This window comes from Streptomyces sp. NPDC090045, from assembly GCF_044747975.1.
In the GTDB taxonomy this organism is placed as follows: Bacteria; Actinomycetota; Actinomycetes; order Streptomycetales; family Streptomycetaceae; genus Streptomyces.
Genome location: NZ_JBIVFA010000013.1, coordinates 222,298 through 242,541, shown reverse-complemented (window position 1 = coordinate 242,541; position 20,244 = coordinate 222,298). Strand labels below are relative to the sequence as shown.

Below are 20,244 nucleotides of genomic sequence, written 5' to 3'. Positions count from 1 at the left end.
ACCAGGGATTAAGCTGCTGGAGTCCCACAAGGATCAACCTGGAGGTCTCCTGGTGAAGGTCGGCTGCATCGGACTCGGCGACATCGCGCAGAAGGCGTACCTGCCCGTCCTCACCACGCGCCCGGGCCTCGAGCTGCACCTGCAGACCCGTACCCCCGCCACGCTGGAACGGGTCGGCGAGATCCACCGCGTCCCCGCCGCGCGCCGGCACGCCGACCTCGACGCGCTGCTCGCCGAGGGGCTCGACGCGGCCTTCGTGCACGCCTCGACCACGGCCCACCTCGAGATCGTCACGCGGCTGCTGCGGGCCGGCGTTCCGACGTACGTGGACAAGCCGCTCGCCTACGAGCTCGCGGACTCGGTGCGGCTGGTGGAACTGGCCGAGGAGCAGGGCGTCTCGCTCGCCGTCGGCTTCAACCGTCGTTACGCGCCCGGCTACGCGCAGTGCGCCGACCACCCGCGCGAGCTGATCATCATGCAGAAGAACCGGGTCGGGCTGCCCGAGGACCCGCGCACGCTGGTCCTGGACGACTTCATCCACGTCGTCGACACCCTGCGCTTCCTGCTGCCCGGCGAGACCGATCGCGTAGACGTGCGGGCCGTGGTGCGCGAGGGGCTGATGCACCAGGTGGTGCTCCAGCTGTCCGGCGACGGCTTCACCGCGCTCGGCATCATGAACCGGCTGTCCGGCTCCACCGAGGAGATCCTGGAGGTCTCCGGCCGGGACACCAAGCGGCAGGTCGTCAACCTCGCCGAGGTCATCGACCACAAGGGCCAGCCGACCGTCCGGCGCCGCGGAGACTGGGTGTCCGTCGCCCGCCAGCGCGGCATCGAGCAGGTCGTGGACCACTTCCTGGAGGCCGTCGAGGCCGGCAAGACCCTCAGCGCGCGGGACGCGCTGCTCACCCACCGGTTGTGCGAGCAGGTGGTGGAGTCGGCTCTGGAGCAGGCCTCCTGAGGGAACGGACGCCCGCCGTCGCGCAGTACACCGCGAGCACGGCGAGGGCCGCCCCCACCGGCCAGTCCCCGAAGCGGCCGTAGAGGGTCGTGCCCCGGGCGAGCGGGACCTCGTACACCGCCGCCGTGCGCGCGGAGGTCGGCAGCGCCGCGCCGATCCGCTCGCCGGAGGGGCCGTACACGACGCTGATGCCCGTGAGGGTGGCGTGCACCATCGGGCGGCCGTTCTCGGCGGCGCGCAGGGCCGCCAGCGAGGCGTGCTGGGCCGGGGCCCAGCTTTCCTGGAAGGTGGAGGTCGCCGACTGGGCGATGAGCAGCGAGGCCCCGTCGAGGGTCAGGCGCCGGCTCATGTCGGGGAAGGCCGACTCGAAGCAGACCAGCGGGCCGAGACGGACACCGGTGGGGGCGCCGGCCCCGTCCGGCCGCGCGGGCAGGTCCATGACCACCGGGGCCGCGCCGGGCACCCGGTCCTCACCGGCCGCCTTTCCGACCGAGGTGGCCCAGCCGAGCAGCGCCCGGGCCGGTACGTACTCCCCGAAGGGGACGAGCCGCATCTTGTCGTACCGGTCGCCGGTGGGCCCCCCGGGGCCCACGAGGACCGCGCTCTTGTGGATGCCCGGCCGGTCCGCCCGCCGCGCGTCCACGTTCACCAGCAGCGGGGCCCCGACCTCCGCCGACAGCGAGGCCAGCCGCCGGGCCAGGTCCGGGCGGGCCGTCAGGTCCTCGCCGACGCTGCTCTCGCCCCACACCACGAGGTCGACGCGCTGCCCGGCCAGCGGCCGGGTCAGCCGCTCACCGGCCGCGAACCGCCGCTCCACGCTGTCCGGGCCGTCCGGCACCGGGCCCGGCTGTACGACGGCCACGCGCAGCCGCCCGGACTCCGTGGGGCCCGCCGCCCACACCCACACCACCGCCGTCAGCACCGCGCACCCCGTCACCCCCGCCACCGCCGGGATCCGCGCACCCGGCACCGCCAGCAGCAGCACCAGGGCGCAGTTCACCGCCACCACCAGCAGACTGACCAGCCACACCCCGCCCACGGAGGCCAGCCGCAGCGCGGGCGGCACCTGCCACTGACTCGCCCCCAGCAGCCCCCACGGCCCGCCCAGCCCCTGCCAGGACCGGACCAGCTCCGACAGCAGCCATCCCGCCGGTACGAGGACCAGCGCGGACAGCGCCCGGACGGCCGAGGGGACCCCGCCGAGCAGCTCCCGCACCAGGAGGGCCCACGGGATCCAGAGCAATCCCAGCAGCGCGGCCACCGGAATCAGGAAGACGTGCAGGCTGGGCAGCAGCCAGTGGTGGACGGCCACGATGAATCCCGCGCCGCCGAGCCAGCCCTCCAGGGCTGCCCGCCGGCCGGTGGGGGCCGACCTCAGCAGCAGCATCCAGGGCACGAGGGCGACGTAGGCGAACCACCAGAGCGCGGGCGCGGGGAAGGCGAGGGCGGGCAGCGCTCCGGCGGCGACCGCGGCGGGCGCGCGCCATCGACGCATCCACTCGTACCGCATCGCGACCATGGCGCGCCTCCGCTTCCAGTCTGTCAGTCCAGGGCCGGGCAGGCTCAGGCGGACATGTGCCGCCACGTCTCGTGCACGGTGACGCGGGTGAGCCGCCAGCCGTCACGGGTGCGGGCCAGCACGAAGGCGTAGCGTCCGGCGGCGACGAAGTTGGGAGCGGTGACCGCCGGATCGGACTCCGGCCCCGCCAGCCGCATCGGGTTGAGGAAGTCCGCCCGCACCTCGGCGCTGTCGCCGGGCGAACCGCCCAGGTCCTCCAGCCGGACCAGCCGGTTGACGATCAGGTGCTGGCGTACGGGGAAGAGCTTCATGGTCTCCGCGAGCCAGTCCGCGACCTCGCCCACCGAACCCTCGATCCCGCCCGCCGAGCTGTAGTCGACGCGCCCGGAGGCGGTGAAGAGGGCGCGGTAGGCGGCCCAGTCGCCGTCGTCGACGGCCACCGCGTAGCCCGTGACCACTTCGTCGATCGCCAGCCGGTCCATTACCGTCGCGAGATCCACACGCTGAGTCATCGGGTCAGTGTGGGGCTGCGCGGGCGCGAGGCCAAGGGGCGTGCGCGGACCTGATCGTCCGGCGGGCGCTCAGTGACCGGAACGGGCCTCCCGCTGGCGGACCACGACGAGGAACGCGTCGCTGTCCAGGTCCATGACCACCTCGGCCGGCACCCCCTCCCGCATGCGCTGCGCCGCGTACTCCTCGGCGGGCCAGCTCCCCCGCGGACTTCCGGCCGGAAAACGCTCCAGCACCACTCGACCCATGGGACACCCCCTGCTTGCTTGCCTTCCGGTCTCTTCAGGTCTCTTCAGGCACAACGACGCGGAAGCCGCCCGGGAACGTTCCCGAGCGGCTTCCGGTTCACGCGAACGTGGTGGAGCGGGTCCTGCTAGGAGCCGGACTCACCCGCGTGCGGGCTCAGCACGTCCGTGCCGATCAGCACGAACAGGAGGATGCCCAGGAGGATCCGGTAGATCACGAAGGGCATGAAGCTCTTGGTCGAGATGAACTTCATGAACCACGCGATCACGGCGTAGCCCACGAAGAAGGCGATGACCGTCGCGAAGATCGTCGGACCCCAGGAGATGTGGCCCGGGTTCTCCACCACGTCCTTGATCTCGAACGCTCCCGAGGCCAGTACGGCAGGGATGGCGAGGAGGAAGGAGTACCGCGCCGCGGCCTCGCGGGTGAAGCCCAGCAGCAGACCGCCGGAGATCGTCGCGCCGGACCGGGAGACGCCCGGGATCAGGGCCATCGCCTGGCAGGCACCGAAGATCAGGCCGTCCTTGACGCCGAGCTCCTTGAGCGTCTTGCGCTCGCGGATGGCGCGGTGCCGGCCGCCCTCCTCGTCGCGTGCGGCCAGCCGGTCGGCGACGCCGAGCACGATGCCCATCACGATCAGGGTGGTCGCCGTCAGCCGCAGGTCGCGGGCCGGGCCCACGATCGCGTCCTTGAAGACCAGACCGAGGACGCCGATCGGAATCGAGCCGACGATCACCAGCCAGCCCATCTTGGCGTCCTGCTCGGAGCGCAGGGCCTTCGTGTACAGGGACCGGAACCAGGTGGAGATGATCCGCGCGATGTCCTTGCGGAAATAGATCAGGACGGCGGCCTCGGTGCCGATCTGCGTGATCGCGGTGAAGGCCGCTCCTGGGTCGTGCCAGCCGGCGAACGCCGCGGTCAGCCGCAGGTGGGCGCTGGAGGAGATCGGGAGGAACTCCGTAAGCCCCTGGACGAGACCGAGGATTAGGGATTCGAACCAGCTCATGTCGGGGTGCGCTCGTCCTTGTGATCGTCGGGCAGTTCGGGTCCGATGCTAGGGCCCGTGCGAAGTGCCACTGACCACTGGGGGGTGCTGGGGCGTCAGTTCATACGCAGAATCCCGGGAACGCGGGGGTGCCAGACGGTGCCGCTTGCGCCACGCGACGGCTCCGGCCGCCACCACCGAGACCACGATGAAGCCGAAGGAGACCAGGAACGCGGGCGAACCGGGGGAGGAGGCGCTGGCCCCGGCGATCACGTACGCGGTGGTGTTCGGCACGACGCCGAGCGCCGTCGCGAGGAGGAAGGGGCCCCAGCCGCAGCGGGACACCGCCGCGCAGTAGTTGGCCACCACGAAGGGCACGCCGGGAAAGAGCCGGACGGCGAGCATCGAGCGGAAGCCGTGCCGGCTGAGCTGGCCGTCGGCCGCCTCGATCCAGCGGCCGCGCAGATACGGGCGCAAAGCCTCCTGGCCCATGATCCGGCCGAGGCCGAAGGCGATCCCGGCGCCGAGGACGGTGCCGCCGACCGCTGCGACGAGGCCGAACTGGGTGCCGAAGACGGCTCCCGCGGCCAGGTTCAGCAGGGGGCGCGGCACGAAGGCCGCCGCGCACACACCGTACGCGGCTGCGAACAGCAGGACCGCCGTGCCCACCGGGAGGCCCGGGGGCCAGCCCTCCGAGAGCAGGCGCTGGGGCTCGAACAGCAGCACGCACACGCCGGCCGCGACGAGCAGCACGACGAGCAGCGACAGCCGGGTCCACGGCGCGAGGAGGAGGGACATCCCGGGAGACTAGCCGACGTATGCGGCGTCGCGCCGTAATCTGGGCCTCATGCTGTCGAACGGCCGACGACCCCCGAGGGTTCCCCGCAGCCCCCTCGCGGACACCCTCCTGTCCCGCCTGACCAGCACATACGCCCCGGCCGCCGACCCCGGGCGGGCCGCGGCGATGACCGCGTACATGAAGGACGTCGCACCCTTCCTCGGCATCCCGACGCCGCTGCGCAGGGAACTGTCGAAGGCCGTGACCCGGGACACCCCCGCGCCGTCGGAGGCGGACTGCGCGGCGCTCGCGCTGCGCTGCTGGCGGCTCCCCGAGCGCGAGTACCACTACTTCGCGGTGGACTACCTGCGCCGCCACGTCTCCCGGTGCTCCTCCGGCTTCCTGCCGGTGGTCCGGCACCTGATCGTCACCGTCCCCTGGTGGGACACCGTCGACCTGCTGGCCGCGCACACGGTCGGCCCGCTGGTGGCCGCGGACCCGGAGCTGGCGGAGGTGATGGACGAGTGGATCGAGGACGAGGACCTCTGGCTCGCCCGCGCCGCCCTGCTGCACCAGCTCCGCTACAAGGCCGCCACCGACACCGGGCGCCTCTTCGCCTACTGCCGCCGCCGGGCCGGCCACCCGGACTTCTTCCTGCGCAAGGCCATCGGCTGGTCCCTGCGGGAGTACGCGAAGACCGACCCCGGCGCGGTACGCGCCTTCGTCGAGGCCGAACGCGGCTCCCTGGCCCCGCTGTCCGTGCGCGAGGCGCTCAAGAACCTCTGAGGGCCCGCCGGTTCGCCCGGTTCACCAGGTAAATCATTCGACGGGCCCGGGGCGGTCCGGCAGGATCGGGGGCATGTCCCGGTTCGCCTTCCCCGCAGCGCCGTCCGCAGTCGCGGACGCGCCGAAGGCTGCCGCATTCGCGTTTCCCGCAGAGGCCTTCGCCGCATTCGACGGCGCACGAAGCTGACCCTTCCCGGATCGTCCGGCGGACCCCGCAGGGGGAGGGTCGGCTCGGTTCAGGGGTCCCGACCAGGCTTCGAGCAACGGGAAAAGACATCATGGCCAAGACGGCCTTCGTGCGGACCAAGCCGCACCTCAACATCGGCACCATGGGTCACGTCGACCACGGCAAGACCACCCTCACCGCCGCCATCACCAAGGTCCTCGCCGAGCGCGGCGGTGCCTCCTTCGTGCCCTTCGACCGCATCGACCGGGCCCCCGAGGAGGCCCGGCGCGGCATCACCATCAACCTCACGCACGTCGAGTACGAGACCGACACCCGGCACTACGCCCACGTGGACATGCCCGGTCACGCGGACTACATCAAGAACATGGTCACCGGGGCGGCGCAGCTCGACGGGGCGATCCTCGTCGTCTCCGCGCTCGACGGGGTCATGCCACAAACGGCCGAGCACGTGCTGCTCGCCCGGCAGGTCGGCGTCGACCACATCGTCGTCGCGCTGAACAAGGCCGACGCCGGGGACCCCGAGCTGACCGACCTGGACGAGCTGGAGGTCCGCGAGCTGCTCACCGCGCACGGCTACGGCGGGGACGCCGCGCCGGTCGTACGGGTCTCCGGGCTCGGGGCGCTGGAGGGCGACCCACGGTGGACCGGGGCGATCGAGGCGCTGCTGGACGCGGTGGACACGTACGTGCCGACTCCGGTGCGGTACACGGACGCGCCGTTCCTGCTGCCGGTGGAGAACGTGCTGACCATCACCGGGCGCGGGACCGTCGTGACCGGGGCCGTCGAGCGCGGCAGCGTCCGCCTCGGCGACCGCGTCGCGGTGCTCGGCGGCGACGGCGAGCCGGCCGAGACGGTCGTCACCGGACTGGAGACCTTCGGGAAGCCGATGGAGTCCGCCGAGGCCGGGGACAACGTCGCCCTGCTGTTGCGCGGGATCCCGCGCGACGGCGTGCGCCGCGGGCACGTGGTGGCCGCGCCCGGCAGCGTGACGCCCAAGCGGCGCTTCACCGCGCAGGTGTACGTGCTCTCCGGGCGCGAGGGCGGCCGTACGACTCCGGTCGCCACCGGCTACCGGCCGCAGTTCTACATCCGCACCGCCGACGTGGTGGGCGACGTGGACCTGGGCGAGGCCGGCGTGGCCCGGCCGGGGCAGACGGTCACCATGACCGTCGAGCTCGGACGGGACGTCCCGCTGGAGTCGGGGCTCGGCTTCGCGATCCGCGAGGGCGGGCGGACGGTCGGCGCGGGAACCGTGACGGCCGTGCTGGGGTGACCCGGCCGGCCTGAGACGGACCCCTCTGTGGTGACGGCGGTGCCGCTGCGCCAGACTGCCGTCACCACAGGCATGCGCGAAGCAGAGGGGCGGGCGGAAATGGGCGGCGACACGGCACTCGTGCTGGGCGGCGGGGGACTGACGGGCGTGGGCTGGGAGTGCGGAATCCTGTACGGGCTCGCCCGCGCAGGCGTCGACCTCACCACCGCCGACCTCGTCGTCGGCACGTCGGCGGGCTCGGTGGTCGGCGCCCAGCTCACCTGCGGGCAGCTGTCCGTGCAGGAGCTGTACGAGCGCCAGCTCGGCGACGCCACCGGGGAGATCGCCGCGAAGCTGGGGGCCGGGGTGATCGCGCGGTACGCCGTCGCGATGGTCCGCTCCCGCAATGCGACGGTCTACCGGCAGCGGGTCGGCGCCATGGCCCTGGCCGCCGACACGGGGGCGGAGGCCGATCGGCGCGCGGTGCTCGCGGCCCGGCTGGTCTCGCACGAATGGCCCGAGCGGCGGCTCGTCGTCACCGCCGTGGACGCGCTCACCGGCGAACCGGCCGACTTCGACCGGGAGAGCGGCGCGGGGCTCGTGGACGCGGTCTCGGCGAGCTGCGCCGTGCCGGGGGTGTGGCCGCCGGTGACGGTCGGCGGACGGCGGTTCATCGACGGAGGCGTCCGCTCCGCCACCAACGCCGACCTCGCCGCCGGGTACGCCCGCGTCGTGATCATCGCGCCGATCTCGCTCGGCTCCGGGCTCGTCCCCTCGCCGGCCGCGCAGGCCGCACGGCTGCGGGAAGCGGGGGCGCGGGTCATGGTGATCAGCCCGTCGGCGGAGGCCCGCAAGGCCTTCGGGCGCAACGTGCTCGACCCCGCCCGCCGGGACCCCGCGGCGCGGGCCGGTCTGGCACAGGCGGCCGGGCACGCCGAGGAGGCGGCCGCGGTCTGGTCCGCCTGAGCCGGATCCGGCCCGATCGCGCCCCCCTGGCGGACCGCGCCGTTGCGGACCGCCCGACAATGGTGGGGTGAGCGATGAACGGATCCCGGTCGTCCGGGACGTGGGCCAGGGCACTGCCAAGCTGATGCCGGACGTGGACGCGGAGCGGGCCTGGCTGCTGACCGTCGACGGGTCCCCGCAGTCGTATGTGGACCTGGACGATCCGGAACACCTGGAATTCGAGTACGTACGCCGCCTCGCGCACGTCCTGGACTGCGCGGCGGAGCCCGGGCGCGCACTGGACCTCCTGCACCTGGGCGGCGGTGCGCTCACCCTGCCCCGCTACGCGGCCGCGACCCGGGCGGGGTCCCGGCAGGCGGTCGTCGAGTTCGACGCGGGCCTGGTCGAGCTGGTCGCCGAACACCTGCCGCTGCCGGAGGGGTCCGGAATCACCGTGCACACCGCCGATGCCCGGGCCTGGCTGGAGGCGGCGCCGGCCGCGAGCGCGGACGTGGTGGTGGCCGACGTCTTCGGCGGCTCGCGGGTGCCGGCGCAGCTGACCTCGGTGGAGTACGCGCGGGCGGCGGCGCGGGTGCTGCGGCCCGGCGGGCTGTACGCGGCGAACCTGGCCGACGGGGCGCCGTTCGACTTCCTGCGGGCACAACTGGCGAACTTCGCGGAGGCGTTCGGGGAGTTGGCGCTGGTCGCGGAGCCGGGGGTGCTGCGGGGGCGGCGGTTCGGGAACGCGCTGCTCCTGGCCTCCGATGCGGGGGTTCCGGTGGCGGAGCTGGCGCGGCGGTGTGCGGGTGACGTGTTTCCGGCGCGGGTGGAGTACGGGGACGGGCTGGTCCGGTTCATGAAGGGCGCGGCACCGGTGGCTGACGCGGACGCGGCTCCGTCTCCGGCTCCGCCGGAGGGGGCGTTCTCGCTGGGCTAGCCGTGTGCCGCCGCCGTGCCGGGGCTCGGCCGCGCGCCCCGCGCCTCAATCGCCGGCGGGGCTCAAAGATCGGGGCTCCGCCCCGGACCGCGCGCCTCAAACGCCGGCGGGGCTGGATTGTGCCGGCCGGGCTGGATGGTGCGGCGCGGTGAAAGATCGGGGCTCCGCCCCCGGCCCCGCGCCTCAAACGCCGGCGGGGCTGGAGGGTGCGGCGGGGTTGGAGGGGGTGGCTGGGGTGGAAGGGGTGGCTGGGGTGGAGTGGGGGGTTGGGGGATTGGGGAGGGGGGTGGGTTTGGTTTTGCGGGTCATGTGGCGGACGTCCGGGATCAGGAGGACCAGGGCCGTGGCCAGGACGACCAGGGCCGCGCAGCCCCACAGGGCCTGGGTGCGGCCGAAGGCCGATTCGGCCGGGCCGGCCAGGGCGGTGGCCAGCGGGAGCATCGACAGGGAGCCGAACCAGTCGTAGGCGGAGACCCGGGAGAACTTCTCCTCCGGGATCTCCTGGTGCATCGTGGTCATCCAGCTCACCCCGAAGACCTCGATCGCGGCTCCGCTGACGAACATCACCGAGCACAGCCCCCACACGGGCAGCGGCACGGCGAGGCCCGCCGACGGCAGCGCCAGCGGGAACACGCACAGCGTGCCGATCAGCAGCAGCCGGCGCGGCTTCCACACCATCATCAGGACGGCCCCGGCGATGGTGCCGACCCCGAAGAAGGCGAGGGCCACGCCCCAGGGAGCCGCCCCGCCCAGTTCGTCCCGGGCGACCAGCGGACCGTAGACCGCCTCCGCGGCTCCCACGACGGCGACGACGACGGAGAACTGGAGCACGATGCTCCACAGCCAGGGGCGGGTCCGGACCTCCGTCCAGCCCTCGCGCAGGTCGGCCAGCAGGCCGCCGCCGGGGGCCCGGCCGGGAACGTGGCTCACGTCGAGGAACGCGCGCAGCAGGCCCGCGACGGCGAAGGCGGCCGCGTCCACGGCCAGGACCCAGCCCGGGCCCATCGCGGCGATCATCGCCCCGCCCAGGGCGGCGCCGCCGATGCCCGCGCCGTTCATCGCCATGCGGAAGAGCGCGAAGGCCCGGTTGGAGTTCTCCCCGGAGACCGTGGACAGCAGCATGCCCTCGGCCGCGGGGTTGAAGAAGGCGGTGCCGGTGCCGCACAGGGCGGTCAGCAGCATCATCTGCCACAGCTGGGGGTCGCCGGTGAGGACGAGCAGCGCGAAGGCGGCCTGCGAGAGGCAGTTCAGGGCGTTGGCCGCGACCATCACGCGGTGGCGCGGCAGCCGGTCGGCGACGGCGCCGCCGATGAGCAGGAAGAGGACGAGCGGCAGCGTACGGGCGGCCGCGACCAGGCCGATGTCCCCGCTGGACCCGCCGGCCTCCAACACCGCGAAGGTGGCCGCGATGAGGGCCCCGTGGCTGCCGAGGTTGGTGACGACCGCCGCGCCCGTCAGCAGGGAGTAGTTGCGTCCGGCCCACTCGGGACGGCGACGGCGTGCGGGCGTACGGGGCGCTGCGGCGGGGGGAGAACTCACCCCCGGACTATCCCCGCCCCGGGCCGAGAATCCAAACGGATTCCGGACCGGGGCGGCGGAGGCGGAGATCAGCCGGTGGAGAGCCGGATGGAGCTGAGGATCTTGTCGGAGACGTCGGTCGGAACCTCGTCCTTCACGCCCGCCGCGCCGACGATCACGAAGCTGGCGAAGTCACCGACGGCGTTCTTGAAGGCGAAGCCGACCGCCTTGCCGTCCGAGGAGCACTTGTTCTCCTTCTTCACGTTCGGCGCGGTCGCGACCGCCGTGTGGCCCTTGATGCCGGAGGCGGTCGTGTACTCCTTGGGCTCGGTGACCTTCACCGTTCCCTTGGGCTCCTTCTGGGCGTACGCCGCCCAGACCCAGGTGCCGGTGTTGTCGGTCGCCACCTGGGGGGTGTCCTTGGCGCCCTGGGCGCCCTTGACGCCGGTGTCCGCGAGTGAGTACTTCTCCATGGTGCCGTCGGCGTTCTTGTCGACCGTGCACCACTCCTTCTTGAGGGTGGCGGTCCCGGACATCGTGACGACCGGCTTGCCGTCGGCCTCGTCGTGGATGGAGAGGGACACCCCGGAGTCGTTGACGTTCCACTCGGGGGGCACGTCGTAGGCGACGTTGTACTTGGTGTTGACGACGACCTTCCAGCCCGGGATGACGGGCTGCATGCTGCCGCCGGCCCGCGGGTTGGCGCTGCTGCCGGCCGGGGCGGGTGCCTCGGTGGCCGGCGGGGAGCTGGCCGCCGGCGGCTTGTCGTTGGCCTCGGTCTTCTTGTCGTCCCGGGTGAACACGTAGGCGCCGGTCGCGGCGGCGGCCACCACGACGGCGGCCGCCGCGACGATGGCCACGGTCTTGGTCGAGTACGGGCTCCCGCCGCCGCCCTGGGGCTGCTGCGGCTGCTGGGGCGGGCCCCACTGCTGGCCGGGAACGCCTGCGGGCGGCTGGTACCCCGGCTGCTGCGGGTATCCGTAACCGGGCTGCTGCTGGTACGGGTTCGGCTGCCCCGGCTGCTGCTGGTACGGGTTCTGGTGCGCGTCCTGGGGGTTCTGTTCGCCCCCGGGCGGCTGCTGCTGTCCTGGCCACATGGCCGGTAACGATAGTGGGAGCGGACCCCGGGAGCCACGGCCGCCCCCTTGCGAGCTCTGGCCAAGGGGGTGTACTCGTGGGTAACATCGCCGTCCATGAGCGCAGATCAGATGAACGTGGGCGAACTGCTCGCCGCGACGGTGCCGATGGCCCGGACCCTGAACCTCCAGTTCCTGGAGACCACCCCCGAGCGCGCGGTCGTCCGGCTTCCGGACCAGCCCGACTACCACAACCACGTCGGTGGCCCGCACGCCGGTGCCATGTTCACCCTCGCCGAGTCCGCGAGCGGTGCGATCGTCCTGGCCGCCTTCGGCGACCAGCTCTCGCGCGCCGTGCCCCTCGCCGTGAAGGCCGAGATCGGCTACAAGAAGCTCGCCAAGGGCGTCGTGACCGCCACCGCCACCCTCGGCCGCCCGGCCGCGGAGGTCGTCGCCGAACTCGACGCGGGCGGCCGCCCCGAGTTCCCGGTCACCATCGCCATCCAGCGCGAGGACGAGGCCGTGACCGGTGAAATGACCGTCGTCTGGACCCTGCGCCCCAACGCATAGGTCCCGGCGCCGCTGCGAAGGCCCCCGCCTCTGCCGAGCGGGGGCCTTCGCGTGCCGCCCGGAGGAAGGGGCGGAACCGCGGAATCCGCAGGCGTGCGACGGCTAGAGTCCGTCGGACGACGATGGAGGGAGCGCCCGTGGCCAAGGTCAACATCAGCCTCGATGCCGAGCTCGTGGTGGAGGTGATGGTGCTCGCCGGGGTCGGTTCGCCGCAGGACGCGGTGGAGGCCGTCGTACGGGACTACATCGCGCGCGGGCACCGCACCGAGGCGCGGGTCCAGCGGCAGGACGAGCCGCGCCGGACCGCCGACACCGTGCCGCCGCTGCCGGAGGGCTGAACCTGGGCCCCCGCGGTGGCGCGTCTCGGCCGGGCACGTCGGCGCGCGGCGCACAGTGGGCGGGGGAGCGGTCCGGCGCGGGCCGCTCCCGCCGAACCACGCCGCAGGGAGCGCCGATGAGCGGGGCCGTGTCCAGACGTTCGGCGATGCGGCTGCTCGCGGCGGCGGGCGGGGTGGCAGCGGCCTTCGGCGCGGGCGCCTGCGCCCCCACCGTGCCGCCGGGCGCGGGACCCGCCAGGACGCCGCCCGCAGCGGGACCCGCCGGGGGATCCGCCGCCGGGCCCGGGGGCGCCGGCGCCGCCCGGATCGACGCCCTGCTGGAACGGCTCACCCTCGAAGAGAAGACCGCCCTGCTGCACGGCGCCCGGGACCCCGCCCCCCTCGGCCAGGCCGGCTACGTGCCCGGCGTACCGCGTCTGGGCATCCCGGCGCTGCGCCTCGCCGACGGGCCCGCCGGAGTACGCGTCGCCCGGCCCGCCACCGCACTGCCCGCGCCGGTCCTGCTCGCCTCCGCCTTCGACCCGGCGCTGGCCCGCGAGTACGGCCGGGTCCTCGGCCGCGAGGGCCGCGCGCTCGGCCAGGACGTCCTGCTCGCGCCCATGGTCAACCTGATCCGGACCCCGTACGCGGGCCGGAACTTCGAGACCTTCGCCGAGGACCCGCGGCTGACGGCGGACCTGGTCGCGGAGGTGATCCGGGGCGTTCAGGACGAAGGGCTCATCGCCACCGTCAAGCACTTCGCCCTCAACAACCAGGAACACGGCCGCGACACCGTCGACGTGACCGCCACCGAGCAGACCCTGCACGAGACCGAGCTACGGGGCTTCGAGGCCGCCGTGGCCGCCGGTGCGGGCGCCGTGATGGGCGCGTACAACAAGGTCAACGGCGTCCACGCCTGCGAGAACAAGCCGCTGCTCGACGAACTGCTGCGCGGGAGCTGGGGGTTCGACGGCTGGGTGATGTCCGACTGGAACGCCACCCACAGCACCGTCGCCGCCATCGGCGCCGGCCTCGACATGGAGATGCCCGGCGGTACCCACTTCGGCGGGCCGCTGCGCGAGGCGGTGCGCGGCGGTTCCGTGACCGAGGCCGCCGTCGACCTCGCCGTCCACCGGATCCTGACCACCATGGACCGCTTCGGGCTGCTGGCGGCCCGGCCCGCCGCCCGGCCCGCGCGCGATGCCACCGCCGGGGCCCGGGTCGCCCGCAAGGTGGCCACCTCCGGGGCGGTGCTGCTCCGCAACGAAGCCGGCACCCTGCCCCTGACCGGCGCCGCCGCCCGCTCGATCGCGGTGATCGGTCCCACCGCCCAGGTGCCGTTCGTCGGCGGCGGGGGCAGCGCGCACATGGTCCCCGACCGGGCGGCCGCCCCGCTCACGGCCCTGCGGCAACGGGCCGGGAACGGCTCCACCGTGCGCCACGCCCTCGGCGAGGACCTGTACGGACGGCCGCTCCCCGCGCACCTGCTGACCCCGGCCGCCGGCCTCGACGAGCGGAGCGTGGCCGCCGGGCGCGAGTGGAGACACGAGGGCGAGTTCCGCCTCGCGGCGGACGACGAGTGGACCCTGATCGTCCACTACACCGGGCAGCGGCCCGCCGTGCGCCTCGACGGCGAGGAGCTGTTCCCCGTCCGGCAGGGCATGGCCGAGCACTTCGCCGGCGGGCTCCTCGGCTCCGCACCCGACGGGATGGCCGTCCGCCGCCGCACCCTCGCCCTCAAGGCGGGCCCCCACCGGCTCGCCGTGACGGCCAGGGGCGGGGACGGGGGCCAGCGCTTCCGGCTCCGGCACACCACCGGGGCGACCCGGGCCGCCGACCTCGCCGAGGCCGTGAGGACGGCGAAATCGGCCCGCAGCGTGGTCCTGTTCGCCTACGAGGACGCCACCGAGGGCAGGGACCGGACCTCCCTGGCCCTCCCCGGCGGGCAGGAGCGGCTGATCGAGGCGGTGGCCGCCGCGAACCCCCGTACGACGGTGGTCCTCAACACCTCCTCCGCCACGACCATGCCGTGGCTGGCGCGGACCGGGGCCGTCCTCCAGATGTACTACCCGGGCCAGGAGGGGGCGGGAGCCACCGCCGACGTCCTCTTCGGCAACGTGGACCCGGGCGGCCGCCTCACCCAGACCTTCCCGGCCGACGAACGGGCGACCCCGGTCGGCGGCGACCCGCTGCGCTACCCGGGACTGGGCGGCCGGCAGGAGTACTCCGAGGGCATCCACGTCGGTCACCGCTGGTACGACGCCCAGCGGGTGGCGCCGCTGTTCCCCTTCGGGCACGGGCTCTCGTACACGACCTGGCACTACGAGAAGCTCACGGTCCGGCCGGAGCGGGGCGGGCTGCGCGCGGAGTTCACCGTCCGCAACACCGGCCGCCGCAAGGGCACCGAGGTGGCCCAGGTGTACGTAGGCCCGTCCCCCGAGCTCCGGCTCGACCAGCCGGTGCGCGCCCTGGCCGGCTACCGGCGGCTCACCCTCGCGCCCGGCGAGGCGCAGCGGGTCGCCGTGGACCTCGACGCCAGGGCGCTGTCGTCCTGGGACCCGGAGCGGCACGCGTGGGTGCTGGGTTCCGGCCGCCGTGAGGTGTTCGCGGGCCGTTCCTCGCGCGAGCTGCCACTGAAGTCAAAGGTGGTCGTGGCGAGCCGATAGGCTGCCCGTTCGGCGTGTCACAGGGGGCGCGCCGGGGACGACACGGGAGGACGTACCGGTGCACATCCAGGAATGGCTGGAGACGATTCCGGCGGTCAGCATCTATCTCCTGGTGGGTCTGGTGATCGGGCTGGAGAGCCTCGGCATTCCGCTGCCGGGCGAGATCATCCTGGTCAGCTCGGCGCTGCTGGCCTCGCAGCACGGGGACATCGACCCCGTGGTGCTCGGCCTCTGCGCGATCACCGGGGCGATCGTGGGTGACTCGATCGGCTACGCGATCGGCCGCCGGGGCGGCAAGCCGCTGCTGGAGAAGCTGGGCCGGCGCTTCCCCAAGCACTTCGGGCCGCAGCAGGTGGCCCTGGCGGAACGCTCCTTCGAGAAGTGGGGCATGTGGGCCGTCTTCTTCGGACGGTTCGTGGCGCTGCTGCGGATCTTCGCGGGGCCGCTGGCGGGCGTGCTGCACATGCCGTACTGGAAGTTCCTGATCGCCAACGTCTTCGGCGGGATCCTCTGGGCGGGCGGCACCACGGCCGTCATCTACTCCGTCGGGGTCGTGGCGGAGCCGTGGCTGAAGCGGTTCTCCTGGGCGGCGCTGGCCCTCGCCGTGCTGTTCGGGCTCGCGGTGACCCTGGTGATGCGCAGCCGGATGAAGAAGGCGGCCGCCGAGGCGGGCGCGGCCGGAGCCGCGATCCCCGCGCAGTCGGAGGCGCGGGCGACGGTCGGCGAGTGACGCCGGCGCGACGGGAAGACGAGTCGTCCGACTGGTCCTCCGAGGGCCGGGAGGACCACTACCACCGGCTGGCGAACGGGCTGGGCCGGGCGGCGGAGAGCGGCGACACGGCCTTGGTGGAGCGCCTGCTGGCCGAGGGGGCCGAGGTCGACGAGTGGGTCCAGGGCGGTCGCAGGGCGCTGGACCTGGCGGCGTGCGCGGGGCACGCGGACATCGTGCGGCTGCTCCTCGCCGCGGGCGCCGACCCCCGGCTCGTCGCCGGACCGTACTACGAGTCGGGCCACCTGTCGCTGGCGGCGATGAACGGGCACACGGAGGTCGCACGGGCCCTCCTCGACGCGGGCGCCGACCCGAACGGTCCGGAGGGGAGGCTGGGCCACGTGCCACTGGTCCTCGCGGCCACGTCCCTGGACAGCGGGAACCCGGACCTCGTCGACCTGCTGCTGGACCGGGGCGCGGACATCGAGGAGCGGATGAAGGGCTGCACCGCCCTCGACTGGGCCGCTCACTGGGGCTTCCCGGTCACGGTGGAGCGGCTGCTCGCGCGCGGCGCCGCCGTCACCGAGAGGACCGTACGGGAGGGGCGGGCGGGGCAGCTGCGCACCGCCCGCGAGGGGAAGGGCCCCGGCTGGCCGGGCCCCGGGCCGCGCAGCCACGACTACCGGGCCGTCAGGGCCCTGGTGCTGGCGGCGTGGGAGTCCCGCTAGCGGGACTACGCCTCCGGGGTCACCGAGGCGCGGTGCTGCTTGGCCAGCTCCACGTACATCAGGGCGTTGACCTTGATGCCCTCGCGCTCCTCGTCGGTCAGCTCGCGGCGCACCTTGGCGGGCACACCCGCGACCAGTGAGCCGGGCGGGACGACCATGCCCTGCGGGACCAGTGCCTGTGCGGCGACCAGCGAGCCGGCGCCGATGACCGCGCCGTTCAGCACGGTCGCGCCCATGCCGATCAGGCAGTCGTCCTCGACGGTGCAGCCGTGCACGACGGCGTTGTGGCCGATGGAGACGCGCTCGCCGATCGAGACCGGGAAGCCCGGGTCCACGTGGATCGTGCAGTTGTCCTGCACGTTGCTGTCGGCGCCGAGCGTGATCGGGCCGCAGTCGGCGCGGAGCACGGCCGAGTACCAGAGGCTCGCGCCGGCGGCGAGGGTGACGTCGCCGACCACGACCGAGGTGGGCGCGGTGAAGGCCGTCGGGTCGATGTCCGGGGTCTTGCCGCCGACACTCGCCACGAGTGCCTGGGCCGCCTGGTGCGTCATGTTCTCTTCCTCTGCCGTCGGTCTGTCGTCCGGGTGCCGCGCCAACAGCACCGTAGGGCACGCGGCCCGCCGCACCCGCGATGGGGTGAAGATCACAGGATGGTGGTCCGGACGTCCGACGCCGGGCGCATTAACGTGGCCGGGTGCCGAAGAAGCAGAACACGTTCTCATCTCTGACGGCCCTGCGCCGCCGGCTGGCGAGCCGCGCGGCCCACACCGGCTGGCGCTGGATGCAGCAGGCCGGCGCGGTGACCGCGCAGACCCCGGGCCGGCTGCGGTTCGGCGCGATCGGGGACGGCACGCGGCTCGCCTTCCCGCAGGGCACGGTCTTCGGCGAGCGGTGGATCCGGCTCGGCGGCCACTGCATCATCGGCGAGCAGGTCACCCTCACCGCCGGCATGATGCCGGACCTCGACCTGGGCAAGGAGCCGATGCTCGTGCTCGGCGACGGGGTCGTCATCGGCCGGGGCAGCCATGTCATCGCCGACGCCCGGATCACGATCGGGTCGAACACCTTCTGCGGTCCCGGGGTCTACATCACGTCCACGAACCACAGCTACGACGACCCGCACCAGCCCGTCGGCCGGCAGTGGCCGCGCAGCGCACCCGTGGAGATCGGCCCGGGGTGCTGGCTCGGCACCGGCGCGGTGATCCTGCCGGGCGCGCGGCTCGGCCGCAACGTGGTGGTGGCCGCGGGGGCCGTCGTACGGGGCGAGGTGCCGGACCACGCCGTGGTGGCGGGGGCGCCGGCGCGCATCGTACGGCGCTGGGAGCCGGAGACGGGCTGGCAGCCGCCGCTGCGCACGCCGGCGCCGGTGCCGATCCCGGACGGGATGACCCCGGAGCAGCTGCGCGGGCTGGCCGAGCTGGCGGAGGCGGAGCAGGCGTAGAGGTGTCCGGGGCCGGTCAGCCCGCGGCCAGGAGAACCGTTCCCGCCAGGGCCAGGCCGGCGCCCGCCGCCTGGATGCTGCGCAGCCGCTCCTTGAGCACGGCGAAGGCGGCGAGCGCCGTGACCACCGGGTAGAGCGAGGACAGCACGGCGGCCATGGTGACCGGGCCGCTCTGGGCGGCGAGGGAGTAGGTGCCGTTCGCCGCGACGTCCGCCAAGCCGACGAAGGCCAGCGCGGGCAGCAGCCCCCACAGGATCCGCGGGCCGGTACCCGGCGGCAGGGCCGGGACGCCGCGCCGGCACCGTGCCCACAGGGCGGCGCCGCCCACGGCGACATTGGTGACCCGCTGGACGAACAACGCGAGGAAGAGTCCGGTGAGGGTGGTGGACGCCTCCGCGATCAGGGCCATCACCGAGCCGAACCCGAAGGCCGCGACCAGGGTCAGGACGACGGCCTGCCGCTGGACGGGCGCGCCGCGCAGCTCCGGGCCGCCCGCGAGGACGATGCCGACGACGGCCACCGCGATGCCCGCGAACTGGCCGGGGCTGGGCCGCTCGCCCAGGATCAGGCCCGCGGTGACGGGCACGACCACCCCGAGCGAGCCCAGCGGGGAGACCACGCCCATGGGGCCGAGGGCCAGCGCCTTGTAGAAGCTGAGCATCGCCACCGGCCCGACCAGACCCGCGCCGACCGCGAACCACAGCTGCGGTCCGGCCTCCTGCCAGGCGCCGGTGCCGAGGACGACCGCGCCGAGGACGAGGACCGCGACGACCTGCGAGACGACGACCACCGTGAGTGCCGGTATCCGGCGGGTCAGCAGCCCGCCGCCGAAGTCGGCGAGACCCCACAGCACGGCTGTGGCCAGGGCGAAGAGGGCGGTCATGCGGGGCCTCGCAGTACAGTGCAGTGAACGGTGGAGTGCAGCATGGAACACCCCGGACGGTAGTACAGTCCATTGGACTGTGCCATCCAGAATATTGGACGGAATGTGTCGGACCTCGAACAGCTCACCCAGGCGCTCGCCCGGAACCTCAAGAGGTGGCGCGGTGAGCGCGGATTCACCCTGGACTCGCTGGCCGCCCGCGCGGGAGTGAGCCGCGGGATGATCATCCAGATCGAGCAGGCCCGTACGAACCCCAGCGTGGGCACCACGGTGAGGCTGGCCGACGCCCTCGGCGTCAGCATCTCCGCGCTCCTCGACTACGACCGGGGGCCGCAGGTCCGGATCGTCCCGCCGGACCAGGTCGTCCGGATCTGGTCGAGCGAGGCGGGGAGCTCGACGACGATGCTGATCGGCACCGACGAGCGCGGGCCGATGGAGCTCTGGACCTGGCACCTGGTGCCGGGCGAGGGGACGGACTCCGCTCCGCACCCCTCCGGCACCATCGAGATGCTGCACGTCACGGCCGGGGAGCTCACCCTGGTCGTCGGCGAGGAGGAGTTCCGCGTACCGGCGGGGGCCGCGGCCACCTTCGAGGCCAACCTCGGACACGCCTTCCGCAACGACGGCTCCGTGCCGATGGAGATGACCCTCGCGGTGTCGGTCCCGCCGGTGGCGGCGCCCGCACCCGCTCCCGCCCACGTCCACGGCAGCGCGGGAGCGGTCGCCGGCCGGCCCTAGAGAGCCGGGATCTCGATCGCCGGGCAGCGGTCCATGACCATGGTCAGCCCGGCCGCGCGGGTGCGGTCGAAGGCGGCCTCGTCGATCACGCCGAGCTGGAACCAGACGGCCTCGGCGCCGACGGCGGCCGCCTGGTCGGCCACCGGACCGGCCAGCTCGCTGTTGACGAACACGTCCACCACGTCCACCTTGAACGGGATCTCCTCCAGCGAGGCGTACCCGCGCTCGCCGTGCACCGTCTCGGCCTTGGGGTGGACCGGGACCACGCGCTTGCCGAACCGCTGGAGCACGCGGGCCACCCCATAGGCCGCCCGGTCCTGATTGTTCGACAGGCCCACCACGGCCCAGGTGTCGCCGAGCTCGGTGAGGATCTTGCGGATGGTTGCCGGGTCGCCGTACACGCGCGCCGCCTCCTGTGGTTCTCGTCCGTCGTTCATGTCTGTGCCGTTGCCGTTCAGCCTGGTCAACCGAAAGGACACATGTCCGATTCCCCGT

General features: G+C 73.6%; 22 protein-coding genes. 12 read left to right on the top strand and 10 right to left on the bottom strand.

Features of this window, described 5'->3' with window-relative positions:
• Positions 1-52: 52 nt before the first annotated feature.
• Entirely contained in the window at positions 53-958 is a 906-nt protein-coding gene (locus ACIPYQ_RS30240) for a Gfo/Idh/MocA family protein (RefSeq protein ID WP_401257008.1), read from the top strand.
• Here ACIPYQ_RS30240 and lnt read toward each other — a convergent pair.
• The 5 genes from lnt to ACIPYQ_RS30215 form a co-directional block, all read right to left on the bottom strand.
• Complete coding sequence (lnt, locus tag ACIPYQ_RS30235; protein WP_401257006.1) at positions 903-2,477, bottom strand: apolipoprotein N-acyltransferase; 1,575 nt, start codon at positions 2,475-2,477, stop codon at positions 903-905. The genes ACIPYQ_RS30240 and lnt overlap by 56 nt on opposite strands.
• A 44-nt stretch (positions 2,478-2,521) precedes the next feature.
• Complete coding sequence (locus ACIPYQ_RS30230; RefSeq protein WP_401257004.1) at positions 2,522-2,989, bottom strand: nuclear transport factor 2 family protein; 468 nt, start codon at positions 2,987-2,989, stop codon at positions 2,522-2,524.
• Positions 2,990-3,058: 69 nt separating this feature from the next.
• On the bottom strand, positions 3,059-3,235 hold the full coding sequence (locus ACIPYQ_RS30225; protein ID WP_319729209.1) for a hypothetical protein: 177 nt from the start codon (positions 3,233-3,235) through the stop codon (positions 3,059-3,061).
• 125 nt (positions 3,236-3,360) lie between these two features.
• Entirely contained in the window at positions 3,361-4,239 is an 879-nt protein-coding gene (locus ACIPYQ_RS30220; protein WP_361757608.1) for an undecaprenyl-diphosphate phosphatase, read from the bottom strand.
• Between the two features lie 48 nt (positions 4,240-4,287).
• Positions 4,288-5,016 carry a VTT domain-containing protein gene (locus ACIPYQ_RS30215; protein WP_361757605.1) on the bottom strand — a complete coding sequence of 243 codons (729 nt, stop codon included), beginning with the start codon at positions 5,014-5,016 and terminating at the stop codon, positions 4,288-4,290.
• Between the two features lie 49 nt (positions 5,017-5,065).
• On the opposite strand from ACIPYQ_RS30215, the gene ACIPYQ_RS30210 reads away from it, so the two are divergent.
• The 4 genes from ACIPYQ_RS30210 to ACIPYQ_RS30195 all read left to right on the top strand — a co-directional run bounded on the left by ACIPYQ_RS30210 (position 5,066) and on the right by ACIPYQ_RS30195 (position 9,103).
• A complete protein-coding gene (locus tag ACIPYQ_RS30210; protein ID WP_401257001.1) occupies positions 5,066-5,782 on the top strand; it encodes a DNA alkylation repair protein in 717 nt (238 codons plus the stop codon).
• 278 nt (positions 5,783-6,060) lie between these two features.
• On the top strand, positions 6,061-7,242 hold the full coding sequence (tuf, locus tag ACIPYQ_RS30205) for an elongation factor Tu (protein ID WP_401256999.1): 1,182 nt from the start codon (positions 6,061-6,063) through the stop codon (positions 7,240-7,242).
• A gap of 72 nt (positions 7,243-7,314) precedes the next feature.
• Positions 7,315-8,187 (top strand): patatin-like phospholipase family protein, encoded by an 873-nt coding sequence (locus ACIPYQ_RS30200; protein WP_401256997.1) that lies wholly within the window; start codon positions 7,315-7,317, stop codon positions 8,185-8,187.
• 124 nt (positions 8,188-8,311) lie between these two features.
• A complete protein-coding gene (locus ACIPYQ_RS30195) occupies positions 8,312-9,103 on the top strand; it encodes a fused MFS/spermidine synthase (protein WP_361757669.1) in 792 nt (263 codons plus the stop codon).
• 183 nt (positions 9,104-9,286) lie between these two features.
• Here the strand turns inward: ACIPYQ_RS30195 and ACIPYQ_RS30190 are convergent, their stop codons facing one another.
• Together ACIPYQ_RS30190 and ACIPYQ_RS30185 are read right to left on the bottom strand one after the other, a co-directional pair.
• Complete coding sequence (locus ACIPYQ_RS30190; protein ID WP_401256995.1) at positions 9,287-10,642, bottom strand: MFS transporter; 1,356 nt, start codon at positions 10,640-10,642, stop codon at positions 9,287-9,289.
• A gap of 68 nt (positions 10,643-10,710) precedes the next feature.
• The gene (locus ACIPYQ_RS30185) at positions 10,711-11,718 is read right to left on the bottom strand and encodes a hypothetical protein (RefSeq protein WP_401256993.1); all 1,008 of its coding nucleotides are present in this window, start codon (positions 11,716-11,718) and stop codon (positions 10,711-10,713) included.
• Between the two features lie 96 nt (positions 11,719-11,814).
• Here ACIPYQ_RS30185 and ACIPYQ_RS30180 point away from each other — a divergent pair, with 96 nt between their 5' ends.
• The 5 genes from ACIPYQ_RS30180 to ACIPYQ_RS30160 all read left to right on the top strand — a co-directional run bounded on the left by ACIPYQ_RS30180 (position 11,815) and on the right by ACIPYQ_RS30160 (position 16,687).
• Positions 11,815-12,267, top strand: a complete 453-nt coding sequence (locus ACIPYQ_RS30180) for a DUF4442 domain-containing protein (protein ID WP_189973593.1) — start codon at positions 11,815-11,817, stop codon at positions 12,265-12,267.
• 137 nt (positions 12,268-12,404) lie between these two features.
• Complete coding sequence (locus ACIPYQ_RS30175) at positions 12,405-12,605, top strand: type II toxin-antitoxin system VapB family antitoxin (protein ID WP_361757586.1); 201 nt, start codon at positions 12,405-12,407, stop codon at positions 12,603-12,605.
• Between the two features lie 128 nt (positions 12,606-12,733).
• Positions 12,734-15,250, top strand: coding sequence for a beta-glucosidase (locus tag ACIPYQ_RS30170; RefSeq protein WP_401256991.1), 2,517 nt, complete (start codon positions 12,734-12,736; stop codon positions 15,248-15,250).
• 58 nt (positions 15,251-15,308) lie between these two features.
• Complete coding sequence (locus ACIPYQ_RS30165) at positions 15,309-15,980, top strand: DedA family protein (RefSeq protein WP_361757580.1); 672 nt, start codon at positions 15,309-15,311, stop codon at positions 15,978-15,980.
• On the top strand, positions 15,977-16,687 hold the full coding sequence (locus ACIPYQ_RS30160; protein WP_401256988.1) for an ankyrin repeat domain-containing protein: 711 nt from the start codon (positions 15,977-15,979) through the stop codon (positions 16,685-16,687). The genes ACIPYQ_RS30165 and ACIPYQ_RS30160 overlap by 4 nt, the downstream gene beginning before the upstream one ends.
• 5 nt (positions 16,688-16,692) lie before the next feature.
• Here ACIPYQ_RS30160 and ACIPYQ_RS30155 read toward each other — a convergent pair whose 3' ends face one another.
• The gene (locus tag ACIPYQ_RS30155; protein WP_361757575.1) at positions 16,693-17,238 is read right to left on the bottom strand and encodes a gamma carbonic anhydrase family protein; all 546 of its coding nucleotides are present in this window, start codon (positions 17,236-17,238) and stop codon (positions 16,693-16,695) included.
• 143 nt (positions 17,239-17,381) lie between these two features.
• Here ACIPYQ_RS30155 and ACIPYQ_RS30150 point away from each other — a divergent pair, with 143 nt between their 5' ends.
• Positions 17,382-18,128, top strand: a complete 747-nt coding sequence (locus ACIPYQ_RS30150) for an acyltransferase (protein WP_401256986.1) — start codon at positions 17,382-17,384, stop codon at positions 18,126-18,128.
• A 16-nt stretch (positions 18,129-18,144) separates the two neighbouring features.
• Here ACIPYQ_RS30150 and ACIPYQ_RS30145 read toward each other — a convergent pair whose 3' ends face one another.
• Complete coding sequence (locus ACIPYQ_RS30145; protein WP_401256984.1) at positions 18,145-19,011, bottom strand: EamA family transporter; 867 nt, start codon at positions 19,009-19,011, stop codon at positions 18,145-18,147.
• A 105-nt stretch (positions 19,012-19,116) separates the two neighbouring features.
• Here ACIPYQ_RS30145 and ACIPYQ_RS30140 point away from each other — a divergent pair, with 105 nt between their 5' ends.
• On the top strand, positions 19,117-19,749 hold the full coding sequence (locus ACIPYQ_RS30140) for a helix-turn-helix domain-containing protein (protein ID WP_401256982.1): 633 nt from the start codon (positions 19,117-19,119) through the stop codon (positions 19,747-19,749).
• On the opposite strand, the gene ACIPYQ_RS30135 is transcribed toward ACIPYQ_RS30140, so the two are convergent.
• Positions 19,746-20,150 (bottom strand): CoA-binding protein, encoded by a 405-nt coding sequence (locus ACIPYQ_RS30135; RefSeq protein ID WP_361757666.1) that lies wholly within the window; start codon positions 20,148-20,150, stop codon positions 19,746-19,748. The genes ACIPYQ_RS30140 and ACIPYQ_RS30135 overlap by 4 nt on opposite strands.
• Positions 20,151-20,244: the final 94 nt, after the last annotated feature.

Bases quoted from the DNA above. Each gene is read 5' to 3' on its own strand.
- lnt (WP_401257006.1), bottom strand. From the start codon at position 2,477: ATGGTCGCGATGCGGTACGAGTGGATGCGTCGATGGCGCGCGCCCGCC.
- ACIPYQ_RS30230 (WP_401257004.1), bottom strand. From the start codon at position 2,989: ATGACTCAGCGTGTGGATCTCGCGACGGTAATGGACCGGCTGGCGATC.
- ACIPYQ_RS30225 (WP_319729209.1), bottom strand. From the start codon at position 3,235: ATGGGTCGAGTGGTGCTGGAGCGTTTTCCGGCCGGAAGTCCGCGGGGG.
- ACIPYQ_RS30220 (WP_361757608.1), bottom strand. From the start codon at position 4,239: ATGAGCTGGTTCGAATCCCTAATCCTCGGTCTCGTCCAGGGGCTTACG.
- ACIPYQ_RS30215 (WP_361757605.1), bottom strand. From the start codon at position 5,016: ATGTCCCTCCTCCTCGCGCCGTGGACCCGGCTGTCGCTGCTCGTCGTG.
- ACIPYQ_RS30210 (WP_401257001.1), top strand. From the start codon at position 5,066: ATGCTGTCGAACGGCCGACGACCCCCGAGGGTTCCCCGCAGCCCCCTC.
- tuf (WP_401256999.1), top strand. From the start codon at position 6,061: ATGGCCAAGACGGCCTTCGTGCGGACCAAGCCGCACCTCAACATCGGC.
- ACIPYQ_RS30200 (WP_401256997.1), top strand. From the start codon at position 7,315: ATGCGCGAAGCAGAGGGGCGGGCGGAAATGGGCGGCGACACGGCACTC.
- ACIPYQ_RS30195 (WP_361757669.1), top strand. From the start codon at position 8,312: ATGCCGGACGTGGACGCGGAGCGGGCCTGGCTGCTGACCGTCGACGGG.
- ACIPYQ_RS30185 (WP_401256993.1), bottom strand. From the start codon at position 11,718: ATGTGGCCAGGACAGCAGCAGCCGCCCGGGGGCGAACAGAACCCCCAG.
- ACIPYQ_RS30180 (WP_189973593.1), top strand. From the start codon at position 11,815: ATGAGCGCAGATCAGATGAACGTGGGCGAACTGCTCGCCGCGACGGTG.
- ACIPYQ_RS30155 (WP_361757575.1), bottom strand. From the start codon at position 17,238: ATGACGCACCAGGCGGCCCAGGCACTCGTGGCGAGTGTCGGCGGCAAG.
- ACIPYQ_RS30145 (WP_401256984.1), bottom strand. From the start codon at position 19,011: ATGACCGCCCTCTTCGCCCTGGCCACAGCCGTGCTGTGGGGTCTCGCC.